This is a genomic window from Streptomyces sp. NPDC032822 (assembly GCF_055578825.1).
Map to the genome: position 1 here is coordinate 37,189 of NZ_JBVIOL010000036.1, position 10,890 is coordinate 48,078.

The 10,890-nt window shown below is 69.1% G+C and carries 9 protein-coding genes and 2 pseudogenes; 7 read left to right on the forward strand and 4 right to left on the reverse strand.

Annotated features, from left to right (window positions below; all coding sequences use genetic code 11):
- The first annotated feature begins 146 nt into the window (after positions 1-146).
- The gene (locus ACZ5VD_RS42820; RefSeq protein ID WP_468685894.1) at positions 147-752 is read left to right on the forward strand and encodes a TetR/AcrR family transcriptional regulator; all 606 of its coding nucleotides are present in this window, start codon (positions 147-149) and stop codon (positions 750-752) included.
- A gap of 10 nt (positions 753-762) precedes the next feature.
- A complete protein-coding gene (locus ACZ5VD_RS42825; RefSeq protein ID WP_468551793.1) occupies positions 763-1,128 on the forward strand; it encodes a VOC family protein in 366 nt (121 codons plus the stop codon).
- 723 nt (positions 1,129-1,851) lie between these two features.
- Here ACZ5VD_RS42825 and ACZ5VD_RS42830 read toward each other — a convergent pair.
- Positions 1,852-2,306: pseudogene (locus ACZ5VD_RS42830) on the reverse strand (transposase family protein); the annotation flags it as partial.
- A 58-nt stretch (positions 2,307-2,364) separates the two neighbouring features.
- On the opposite strand from ACZ5VD_RS42830, the gene add reads away from it, so the two are divergent.
- A complete protein-coding gene (gene add / locus ACZ5VD_RS42835; protein ID WP_468685896.1) occupies positions 2,365-3,402 on the forward strand; it encodes an adenosine deaminase in 1,038 nt (345 codons plus the stop codon).
- Positions 3,403-3,447: 45 nt separating this feature from the next.
- Here the strand turns inward: add and ACZ5VD_RS42840 are convergent.
- Together ACZ5VD_RS42840 and ACZ5VD_RS42845 are read right to left on the reverse strand one after the other, a co-directional pair.
- Positions 3,448-3,843, reverse strand: a pseudogene (locus ACZ5VD_RS42840) (transposase); the annotation flags it as partial.
- Positions 3,844-4,189: 346 nt separating this feature from the next.
- On the reverse strand, positions 4,190-4,813 hold the full coding sequence (locus ACZ5VD_RS42845) for a hypothetical protein (RefSeq protein WP_468551791.1): 624 nt from the start codon (positions 4,811-4,813) through the stop codon (positions 4,190-4,192).
- A gap of 951 nt (positions 4,814-5,764) precedes the next feature.
- On the opposite strand from ACZ5VD_RS42845, the gene ACZ5VD_RS42850 reads away from it, so the two are divergent.
- The gene (locus ACZ5VD_RS42850) at positions 5,765-6,643 is read left to right on the forward strand and encodes a helix-turn-helix transcriptional regulator (RefSeq protein ID WP_468551790.1); all 879 of its coding nucleotides are present in this window, start codon (positions 5,765-5,767) and stop codon (positions 6,641-6,643) included.
- Positions 6,644-6,900: 257 nt separating this feature from the next.
- Here ACZ5VD_RS42850 and ACZ5VD_RS42855 read toward each other — a convergent pair whose 3' ends face one another.
- Positions 6,901-7,092 carry a hypothetical protein gene (locus ACZ5VD_RS42855; protein ID WP_468685898.1) on the reverse strand — a complete coding sequence of 64 codons (192 nt, stop codon included), beginning with the start codon at positions 7,090-7,092 and terminating at the stop codon, positions 6,901-6,903.
- A 594-nt stretch (positions 7,093-7,686) separates the two neighbouring features.
- Between ACZ5VD_RS42855 and ACZ5VD_RS42860 the strand changes: the two genes are divergently transcribed.
- The 3 genes from ACZ5VD_RS42860 to ACZ5VD_RS42870 all read left to right on the forward strand — a co-directional run bounded on the left by ACZ5VD_RS42860 (position 7,687) and on the right by ACZ5VD_RS42870 (position 10,808).
- Positions 7,687-8,070, forward strand: coding sequence for a VOC family protein (locus ACZ5VD_RS42860; RefSeq protein ID WP_468685899.1), 384 nt, complete (start codon positions 7,687-7,689; stop codon positions 8,068-8,070).
- Positions 8,067-8,942 carry a sigma-70 family RNA polymerase sigma factor gene (locus ACZ5VD_RS42865; protein WP_468551786.1) on the forward strand — a complete coding sequence of 292 codons (876 nt, stop codon included), beginning with the start codon at positions 8,067-8,069 and terminating at the stop codon, positions 8,940-8,942. The genes ACZ5VD_RS42860 and ACZ5VD_RS42865 overlap by 4 nt, the downstream gene beginning before the upstream one ends.
- Positions 8,943-9,644: 702 nt before the next feature.
- Positions 9,645-10,808: an MFS transporter gene (locus ACZ5VD_RS42870; RefSeq protein WP_468685901.1), complete on the forward strand. Its 1,164-nt coding sequence runs from the start codon at positions 9,645-9,647 to the stop codon at positions 10,806-10,808.
- Positions 10,809-10,890 lie beyond the last annotated feature (82 nt).

A 10,890-nucleotide genomic window follows, 5' to 3' on the forward strand; every position in this document is an offset into this window, starting at 1 on the left:
CTGTAGATCGTGATCTTCATACGTCGGGCAGGGCGGCCGGGGCGGGCAGCTCACCCTTCCGTTCGGCGGCCCCTTGACCGGAGTGAGTACTCACTCCGATACTTGTGGCCATGACGACAACACCAAGTCGGCGAAGAGCGCCGGCAATGGACCCCGACAGCCGCCGGGAAATGATCGTTCGTGCTGCGCTTCCCCTCGTGATCGAGCACGGCAGCGCGGTAACGACGCGCCAGATCGCTCGGGCCGCAGGCATCGGAGAGGGCACGATCTTCCGCGTCTTCGCGGACAAGGAGGAGCTCCTGGACGCATGCGTCACGGAGGCTCTCAGCCCGGCCCATGCCCTCGATGAACTCGCTCTGGTGTCCATGGAGCAGCCGCTCATTGCCCGGCTGACCGAGGCTGCCTCTGCGCTGCATGCCCACTTGGACCGGGTCGGCGCGGTGGTTGGTGCGCTTCATGCGACGGGAGGGCGGGGACGAAGTGGCCGTCCCAGCAGCTCAGAGGCGCCGCCTGACCGTGCGGCCGGCTCCCTGCCCGTGCGAGAGGCGCTCGCCGAACTCTTCGAACCTGAGCGGGAGTCACTGCGGTTGCCTCCCGAGCAGGCAGCACTGATCTTCCTGGGTCTGCTGTTCGTCGGGAATGGCAGGCCGCCGGTAGGAGGCGAGTCAGCGGATTCGTCGGCGCAGCTGGGAGTGCACGACCTCATCGATGTCTTCCTGCACGGCGCCCTGTCCCAGCCGGTCGAGAACTGAGAGGCAGAGCATGTCCATCACGCTGAACCACACCATCGTCCCAGCCGTCGACAACGAGGCGGCAGCACGCTTCTTCGCCTCCGTCATGGGACTGGACTATCGGGGTGCAGATCGGCATTTCGCGCCGGTGCAGGTCAACGATTCTCTGACGCTGGACTTCATGTCCGTCGAGAATCCGGTCGGCCATCACCTGGCGTTCGACGTGGACCCGTCGTCCTTCGACGCGATCCTCGACCGGCTCCGAACCGCCGCGGTGCCCTATGGCAACGATCCCAGCGAGCCCGACAACGGTCGGATCGACCACCCGTTGTGCCCTCGTGGCCTGTACTTCACCGATGACGCGGGGAACCTCTACGAAGTCATGTCCCCCAGGTAGCAGCTCCGGCACTGCAACCACACAGTGGCCGACAACGGTGCCGGCCGTGCTCGGCCACCGGTCCCCTGCCGACGGTGACGGCCGGCGCGGGCTCGGGCTTGATGGCGGCGCCGCCAGTGGGACCAGTCGAGTCGGTGGGCCGCGTCGTCGACGGGACGGACGATGAGTGCGATGAACAGGCGCTGGATCTCGTTGCAGGACAGCGGCAACAGCCCATCGGGTGCGGGCCGGCGGGCGTGTTCCTCGGCGCGGACGGTGGCGAGGAAGGCGTGGGCGAGCATCGCAAGGGTGGCCCGGCGGGCCCAGGAGGGATAGCGGCGGACCTGGTGTTCATCGAGCCCGGCCAGCCCTTTCCCGCTCTGGAAGGTCTCCTCCACCCGCCATCTGGATCCGGCAACCCGCACCAACTCGGCCAAAGGCACCGGTTCGGGTGAGAAACAGCGGTAGTAGGCATGTTGGCCGGTGGTGCGGTTGCGGCGGATCAGCATCTGGTGACGGGCCCGGGCCCGGTTCGGCGGGGTCGATGAGGGCCCAGTCGTAGAAGCGGTGCCCCTTGGCACCCGCCGCGGCGGACAGCTTCTGCCAGGCTCGCTTGGGCAGCCGTTTGGCCAGGCTGTCTGCCCGGATGCGGCCTGCGCCGGTGGCAACTTCGGCCGAGCAGGCGATGGCCAGAACGTAGCTCATGCCGCGTGCTTCCAGCGATGTCCGCAGCGTCGCGTTGCCGCCGGGCAAGGGTCGGCCGACCACGACGACCAGGCGGGTGTCGGCGTCGATAACGACCTGGTGGGCTGTGGAGTAGCGATAGTTCTTGGACTGCTCGGCGACCGTGCGGTCGCGGGTCGGCACCAAGGTCCCGTCCACGATGAGCACAGTGTCCTTACGGAACCGTCTTCGCTGCCGGAGCGCCAACAGTGGACGAGGTGGTCGATGATCCGGTCTGCGGCCGACTTCGAAATCCCGAACAACGGTGCCAGCTGTCGCATCGTCAAGTTTGTACGCCAGTACGCCGTGACCAGCAGAACACGGTCCTCCAGCGGCAGACTCCAGGGACGCCCGCACTGTTGATCCGCAGCCCGCTCGCGTCGAACCTCGGCTACCAACTTGGCGAAGCAGCGTGGGGTCAGACCCGTGAAGGGCTCTGACCATGACGGCACCGACGCCGTGATCACATTAGCCACGCAGTGATGGTTGCATCTCCCAACGGCCGTCAAGAGGCTAGCCATAGAGTGAGGCGCCATGCGACGCCTGGACCATCTGCCGAAGGCCCATCTCCATCTACATCTCGAAGGTGCGATGCGTCCCGCCACGCTCGCGGAGCTGGCGGGCGAGCGTGGCGAACGACCTCCAGATTCAAACGGCTTCACCTCGTTTGAGGACTTCGGCGCTTTGTACGGCGCCGCTGCCCGGGTGGTGCGCGAGGGCCCGCGCAGGAACCTTCTGCGGCTGGTACGCGAGGTGGTCGAGGACGCCGCCGCGGACGGAGCGGTATGGATCGAGCCGCACTTGAACCCCCTGACCTATGAGGGCGATCCGGACGCCGCGCTCGACGTCCTGGACACGGTGATCGACGAGGGCCGCCGCGCGGGCGCGCGGCTGGGCGTCGGCTTCGGCATCCTGGTGTTCGCCCGACGCAACGCGGACCCGTCGGAAGCGGTCGAGGCCGCCCGCCTGGCGGTTAGACGATCGGATAATGGGGTGGTCGGCTTCGGCCTGGCCGGAGATGAGGCCCGCCACGCCCCTGAGCCGTTCGCTGAGGCGTTCGCCATTGCCCGCGATGCCGGGCTGATTCCCGCCCCGCACGCAGGGGAATTTGTCGGCCCGGCCGGCGTGCGCGCCGCACTCGACGTACTCGGCGCCCGACGGATCGCTCACGGCGTACGGGCAGTCGAAGACCCGGCTCTTCTTGCCCGCCTGGCTGCGGAAGGCATAGTCCTCGACGTCTGCCCCACCTCCAACGTCGCCCTCGGGGTCGTCGCATCCCTGTCTGCGCATCCCCTGGCGCGGCTCCTGCAAGCAGGCGTCCGGTGCACCCTCAACGCCGACGACCCTCTCCTGTTCGGTCCGGGTCTGCTGCAGGAGTACGAAACAGCCCGCACGGCGCTCGCCCTCACCGACCCCCAACTCGCCGCCGTGGCCCGCACCTCGCTCGAAGCCTCCGGCGCCCCGCGCGCCACCGTGGAAGATGCAGTCACCCGCATCGGCGCATGGCTGGACATCCCGGGCCAGGCAACTACGCCTCCCAACCCAACAAGCATGTCGGCCGCCGCACCATAGGGCGCCGTCAGGAACAACCAGCCAGAGATTGCGGGACAACCTTTGGACGAGGTAGACGGCGACCTGGGAATCCCTAATCCGCCCGGCGGTGCCGGTGTAATGACGTTGGACACCGGCGGTGTGGACGCCCTTCTTCACGTCCCCGGTCTCGTCGACAACCGGCACCGCGTCCTCGTCATGCAGATGTTCCACGACGTAGTCGCGGACATCGTCACGTACCGCGTCGGCATCCCAGGAGGCCCGACACAACAAGTGCTGCATCCCGTGCGGGGTCTTCTCCCCGGCCCACTCGGCGATCGTCCAGCAGGTCTTGCACGGCGGCTCCGCCAGCAGCCCCAGGACCGACCGCCCAGCCCTGCGTCGAGTTTCAACCCTCGCGAAGCGACCCGCTATGCGTCCCGTCAGGCCCTCGAAAGCCTCCCGCCGGCGAGCCGGATTCATGCTGTGACCTGCGGCCACCGTCTCATCGTCAGTCCACACGACTCACGATGATCAGCGGTGGCCGCGCCCTATCCCCGCACCAGCTCCCACCAGCGAGATCACGATCCACAGCTGGAGTATCAGCCCCCGGCGGGAGCTCCATTGCTGTGTCAGTCTCGCGAACTGAGCGGCGACGTCAACGGCCGGGCCTCAGATGCCCATAACGCCGGGGAAGAAAGATACTTCCTCAGGGGAAACCTGACCGCAGTACGACGGTCCCCGCCTCGGGGCATGACCGGTACGGGGGCCGTCCTTTCGACCCCCGTGGCGAAAAGGACAGCCCCGACCCTTTCCCGTGGCCGCCCGGTCAGTACAGCTTGTTGACCGCCGTGCTCGTGGTCTTCTTGAAGGCAGCCACGGGCGCATTCTTGAAGTCGCCCATCTGTCCCCACTTGACGACGGTGACGGTCTTGCCGTCCCGTCCGACCGACAGCAGGGCGATGTCGGTGGCGCCCCCGGACGTCTCGGTGTGCAGGCCGCGGACGCGGGCGCCCTCCTCCACCGGCAGCTTGCCGTAGTCGCGGCCCTCGGCCTCGACGTCGGGCGAGGCCTTCTCGATGCGGGCGGCGCAGGTGCGGATCAGGTCGTCGTAGTGCTTCGCCAGGGCCTTGGCCAGGGCGGGCGAGCCCGTCACGACGGTCAGCTGCACGGCGTTGGTGTCCAGGTCGGTCCGGAACTCCCGGTGCCGGTAGTCGTAGTCGAGCACGCCCTCCGTGCTCACGCAGGCGCCGAGTGACTCCGGGAACCCCTCGGTGACCGGCCCGGCGGTCCAGGACGACGTCGGGTGCGGCGGCAGCTGGGACGCCGACAGGAACTTCGGCGCGGCGGCCTTCGGCGCGGCGCCGGCGGCCGGTGCCGTCAGGACCGTGCCCGCCGCGAGGGCGGCGACGGCGAGTGTGGTGAGAGCGCTCGTTCGGATGCGCATGGACATGGGTGTTCCCCCGTGGATGAGTGCGTGGACGTGGATGTCACGGCGAGGCCGGCTGGTCAACCCGGACCTGGTCGGCGCGACACCAAGAGCATCGGCGGTCACAGGGGCCGAGCGCAACAACCCACGGCCGATCGGACACGGTGGAACCATCCCACACAGTCTGACCTGCAGATACATAGAGCACCTGGGATGCCGTCCAGGGCCGGATGAGGCCGTGCGAGGACGAGGAATGCCTGTGTCGGCGCACGATGACGGCCACGACACCGACGAAGTGGCGGAGTTCGCGGCGCCGCGGCGGGCCCTGAAGGAGCGCACGTCCCGGAGCTACGGCTCACCGGCCCGCCCTCTGGGCATGAACACCTCGGCCCTGCTCCCGAACGACAAGGCAGACCCTCGGCGCGTTGGGGATGCGCTAGGAGACAGCCCAGGGCGGCAGAACGCGGCACCGGCGTGGGGCGGCGTGAAAGCTGTCGATGATGGGGGGCATGAAGGCTGGTGAAGAGAGAGATCGACACGGTCTCGTGAGAGCACCAGGGGCAGGCCTTCGACGGTGGTCCGGGCTCTGGCTCGTGCCTGAACGGCGTATGACAAGGGCGGAGTTCAGATGCTGGGCCTGGCAGTCGGGCGAGCTGCTGGTCGTACAGCTCCTGGATGCGACCAGGTCGGGGGTCGCGACTCGCAGGAGGTCCTCGGGCTCGCTGAGTAGCCGCCGCTTGGTCCGCGGGCTGGACGCGATGGTGGCCGTGGACTCTTCGAAGGATGTGCCGGTATAGGGGGTCTCTCAGCGCAGGGCGGCAAAGAGAAGTGCCTCGAAGTTCAGGCCGACTGCGGCGGTGCCGGCGACAGCGCGGTAGCAAGGAACTCCGCTCCGGCGCTGTCGTGGGAGTCCGTGCTGTGAGGGGTACTGACAGGGACCCCCACTGATCGCTTCGTTTACCTACGCTGGGCTCCATGGACAATCGGGCCGAAGTCAGCGCATTCCTCAAATCCCGCCGCGCCAAGATCACACCGGAGCAGGCGGGCATGCCGGTGTACGGGCAGCGCCGGGTGCCCGGGCTACGCCGCGGCGAGGTCGCGATGCTCGCCGGGATGAGCGTCGAGTACTACACGCGTCTGGAGCGCGGCAACCTCACCGGGGTCTCCGACAGCGTCCTGGATGCTCTCGCCCAGGCCCTGCGGCTGGACAACACCGAGCGGGATCACCTCTACGCCCTGGCCCGGGCGGCCAACACCAGTGCGGCCCGGGTCAGGCGGCGCCCGAAGAAGGCCATCGTGCGGCCCAGCGTGCTGCGCATCGTCGAAGCCCTGCACGACCAGCCGGCCTATGTGCGCAACAACCGTATGGACATCCTGGCGGCCAATCCGCTCGCCCGCGCTTTGCTCAGTGAGGTGTTCGAGGTGGAGCCGGTCAACACCTGCCGGTTCGTCTTCCTCGACCCCCGAGCCCCCCGGCTGTTCCCCGACTGGGAACGCGTGGCCCGCGACGGGGTCGGGGTGCTGCGTGTCGAGGCGACCAACAACCCCTACGACCGGGAGCTGTCGAACCTGATCGGTGAACTGTCCACCCGCAGCGACGCCTTCCGCACCCTGTGGGGCGCGCACGACGTGCACGTCTTCACCGAGGGAACCAAGCGGTTCCATCATCCGGCGGTAGGAGAGATGGAGCTGTTTCACGAGAGTCTGGACCTGCCCGGCGAACAGGGGCTGTCCATCACCGTGTACAGCGCCGACCCGGGCACCTTGGCCGCTGACGCCCTGAAGCTCCTGGCCAGCTGGGCAGCGAGCCAGCACCGGGACCCGGCCGCCGCTGAGGCCGACACCGAGCACTGACCCCGGCCGGCAACTGCGGGGCACTCGGCCGCACAATCCCAGCTGCCGGGCCCGTCTGTCGGGGCATCAGCCCGGCCGTACCGGACACGCAGCGGCTCGTCTCCGGCCTCGGCCCATGGTGCCGACCGGGAATCACCGGCCGGCTGTGAAGCCACCCAGCCCGACTCCGGCCCGGTGCTGCTGGTCGACCGCCTCCCGTCCGCGTGCCGGCGTGGGGATCGCCGTGAGGCAGCGGCGGCTGTCTTCTCGCGGAGGTCTCACCCCGAAGAGACTTGCACCGCGGCCAGCTCGGACAGCATCACTCCGTCCGGGCCGACCTGCGTCAGGAGGACCCGGATGCCCCGCTCGGTCGGGGGCAGGGCGTCGAGCCGTGTGGTCACGAACCTGCCGCCGTCCGCCGCCGCCCCGATGGCGGTCCGCCCGGCCTGGCGTGTCCAGAACGGCGTCAACCCCTTGGCGGGCGCACCGTGCGGACGGTCTCGACGAGCGGCTGGGACGCCGGCACGTACACGTCGGCCCCTGCCATCTTGGTCGCGAACTCGCCCTCGGGCGAAAGGTCGGTCGCGATGACCACAGCTCCCCGTCGCCTGGCCGGCTGCACTGCGTAGCCGCCGACCACCCCTTTCGCGCCGGTGATGAGCACGGTCTGGCCCGCCTGGACACCGAGCAGCTCGACGCACTGGGCCGCGGTCAGCCCGTTGAGGGGGATGGTGGCGGCCCGGACGGGGTCGACACCGGCGGGCGCCGCGGCGAGCGAGAAGGATCTGGGAGGCCGGCCAGGTGCGGGCCGGCGTCGACTTGCCCGCGCCGGGGTCTCCGATCAGCAAGGTCAGCCCGTTCAAGGCCGGGGAGTTGCATCGACTGCCCGGTAGGTACCGGACTACGTCAGACGAAGCCCGCACGATGCTTCTCAGGCATCAGCGGTGAGGCTTGTTCCGTTTCCGCTCCCGCGGACCGGTCTTGTTACCTTCTCCCGTCGGCACTCGTCATGGGAGGGACGACCGCATACGAACGGTCGCATCAACGAGTGAATCGAGAGCAGGATGCTGAACAAGATCATGTACGTGACGATCTACGTCACCGATCAGGACCGCGCACTGGAGTTCTACACCGAGGGACTGGGCCTGGAAAAGCGGCTCGACTTCCCGGGGCCCGACGGACGGTTCCTCACCGTCGGGGTTCCAGACAGCCCGGTGCAGATCATCCTGTGGTCGCATGCGGCGGCTGCGGGGCAACCGGGGGCAGCGGGCGCGCCCGGTCCGCTGATCCTCGAATCCGACGATCTGCGAAAGGATTTTGAGATCATGCGTCAACGCGGCGTCGTCTTCGAAGAGTCCGAGCCCGAGGACTATCCGTTCGGGGTCCGCATCGAGGCGGTGGACCCGGACGGCAACCGGGTCTCGCTCCGTCAGCAGCGGAAGCCGTGACCGCCCACCCGTCCGGCCGTGTGACCGAGGCGTTCGAAGCCCAGCGCGATCGGCTGCGCGCCGTCGCGTACCGCGTGCTGGGCTCGCATGCCGACGCCGAGGACGTGGTCCAGGAAGCCTGGATGCGCCTCGTTCGTCAGGACGCGGCGACCATCGGCAACCTGGCGGGCTGGCTGACCACGGTGGTCGGCCGCATCAGCCTGGACCTCCTGAGATCCCGCCGAGCCCACCCCGAGATCGCCTACGAGCAGGAGTTCGCGAACCTCGTGGTGATACCCGACGATGACCCCGCGCCGGACGAGCAGGCGGCGCTGGCCGATTCGGTCGGCCTCGCCCTGCTCGTCGTGCTCGACTCGCTCACCCCGAGCGAGCGCCTGGCGTTCGTCCTGCACGACATGTTCGCCGTCCCGTTCGACGAAATCGGCCGGATCCTGGGCAAGTCCACCGCCGCCACCAAGATGGTCGCAAGCCGCGCCCGCCGCAAGGTCCACGCCACGGACCGGCCGGCGGGCTCCGGCCGCGAGCACCGAGAGGTCGTCCAGGCATTCGGCGCCGCCGCCCGCAGCGGCGACTTCGAAGCGCTCCTGCGTGTCCTCGACCCGAACGTGAAGCTGACCGTCGACACTTCCGACGGCGTGGTCGTCACCCTCGGCGCCACCAAGGTCGCCTCCGGGGCCCGCATGTTCTCCGGCGAGGTCGCCCGCCATCGACGCGTGCTGGTCAACGGCATCCCCGGCCACATGTCCTGGCACCCCGACGGAACCCCTCTCTCCCTCATCGCCTTCACCGTCACCGAAGGCCGGATCACCGGCATCCACATCGTCGTCGACCCGGCCAAACTCGCCTCGATCCATCTGCCCGCCGAGACCTGAGCCGGCGTCGGGCACCTCGCACACCGGCAGGACGGTGTCCGGTGCGATGGCGGAACCACGCTCCTCCGGCGTCGAGTCCACACGCCATCCGCCGTGGCCAGAGCCACGCGGGCTGTGCCCGGCGCCATTCCTCCGAGACAGCGCACTCGTCTCGTTTGCAGCGGACCGCGGGAGACAGGACCGTGGGACCGAAGTGGGCCGGCCTCACCATGCAGAGGGACATTCCGCATCCGGACCTGCAATTCCGCAGGTCCGAATAGCCGTAGTTACCAGTATCGGGCAGGCCCGAGTACGGCACCGAGGTCAATCGGGAGCTCCTTGCGGGTGAAGGGAGCGGGCAGCGCAGTTCAGGCGTTGCCCAGCGTTGTCGGTGATCAGGGCGGCGGCATCGCGGTCCGGCTCGATCTGCTCCACCGGGCGTGCGGCAGTTCTGACCACCTGCGCGAGCATCGGTAAGGACGGCCCGCCTCCCGTGCCGCGGCCGTACCCCGATTCGCCATGTGCACGCTCAGGTTCTCGGCCTGAGGGGGTCCCTGCTGTTACCCCTCACAAGCGTGCCTGTCTGCCGGGCCCGGCTGCTGGTTTGGTGGATTGCGGCGGGTCAGAAGTGCACCGCCCGCACCGCCTACGGCGCGCATGCCGCTTCTCCGGAACGTCTCCGGATGACCGGGGCCCGCGCCAGTTCTCTTGAAAGGATCGTCAGTGAGTTCCCCCTCGTCCACGAAGCCGGACCCCTCGGCCGCCGCACCCCTGACGGGTGACGGCGGCACGGCAGCGCCTGCCGGGAAGGTCAAGCTGCCGCCGGTGGTGTGGCTGCTGGGTGCCATCACCTTCATCATGGGCACCAGCGAGTTCGTCGTCTCCGGTCTGCTGCCGGAAATTTCCGGAGCCCTCGGTGTCAGCGTCTCCAGCGCCGGGACACTGATCACCGCCTTCGCCGTCGGCATGATGATCGGCGCGCCCGTGATGTCGATTGCGACCCGGCGCCTGCCGCGTCGCTCGGCCCTGGTCGCCGCGCTGCTGGTCTTCGCCGCGGGTCACGTCGTCAGCGCGCTCAGCTCCAGCCTGGGGCTCGCGCTCGTCGGCCGGGTCGCCGCCGCGCTGGGCAACGGCACCTTCTGGGCCGTGGGCGCGGTGGTGGCGACCGCCGCCGCGGGACCGGCCGCCAGTACCCGTGCCACGGGTGTGATGGTCGGCGGCATCACCCTCGCCAACATCGTCGGCGTCCCGCTCGGTACGGCAGCCGGCCAGCTGGGCGGCTGGCAGGCCCCCTTCTGGATGCTCGCCGCTCTCGCCGTGGCTGCCGCCGCGGTGGTGGCCCGCCGGCTGCCCGCCGACACCACACACGTCGACACATCTCTGCGCGCCGAGACGGCCGCGCTCAAGCATCCGCGGCTGTGGCTGGTCTACCTGGCCATCGCGCTCATCCAGGCCGGCATCATGGGTGCCTACAGCTACGTCGCCCCGCTGCTGACCGAGCGGGCCCACCTCGCGAGTTCCGTGGTGCCGCTGGCGATGCTCGGCTTCGGCATCGGCGCCCTGGCCGGCACCACGGTCGGCGGACGCCTCGGCGACCGACGGCCCTACACCACGCTCATCCCGGCCACCGCAGTCACGGCCGTACTCCTGGGCGCGATCACCCTGTGGGCGACCAACAGCGTCGTGGCCGTGGTCCTGGTCGTGCTGCTCGGCGCAGCCGGCTTCGCCTGCAACCCCATCGTGGTCGGCGAGGTCGTCCGCATCGCCGGAGCCGGCCGGTCCCTTCCCATGGCCCTGGCCACGTCCGCCTTCCAGGTCGGCATCGCCGCGGGTTCCTGGCTCGGGGGTATCGCACTGACCTCCGGCCTGGGCCTTAAGAACTCCTAACAAAGTGCGAGGTTCTTCAGTCGGCGCCAGCAGATGATGCCGCAGGCCAGGCTGAGGAAGGCTTCGTGGATGTCGTCGCGGA

What these genes read in the sequence shown, in the direction of transcription:
- ACZ5VD_RS42820 (WP_468685894.1), top strand. Translation starts at nt 147, where the DNA reads ATGGACCCCGACAGCCGCCGGGAAATGATCGTTCGTGCTGCGCTTCCC.
- ACZ5VD_RS42825 (WP_468551793.1), top strand. Translation starts at nt 763, where the DNA reads ATGTCCATCACGCTGAACCACACCATCGTCCCAGCCGTCGACAACGAG.
- add (WP_468685896.1), top strand. Translation starts at nt 2,365, where the DNA reads ATGCGACGCCTGGACCATCTGCCGAAGGCCCATCTCCATCTACATCTC.
- ACZ5VD_RS42845 (WP_468551791.1), bottom strand. Translation starts at nt 4,813, where the DNA reads ATGTCCATGCGCATCCGAACGAGCGCTCTCACCACACTCGCCGTCGCC.
- ACZ5VD_RS42850 (WP_468551790.1), top strand. Translation starts at nt 5,765, where the DNA reads ATGGACAATCGGGCCGAAGTCAGCGCATTCCTCAAATCCCGCCGCGCC.
- ACZ5VD_RS42860 (WP_468685899.1), top strand. Translation starts at nt 7,687, where the DNA reads ATGCTGAACAAGATCATGTACGTGACGATCTACGTCACCGATCAGGAC.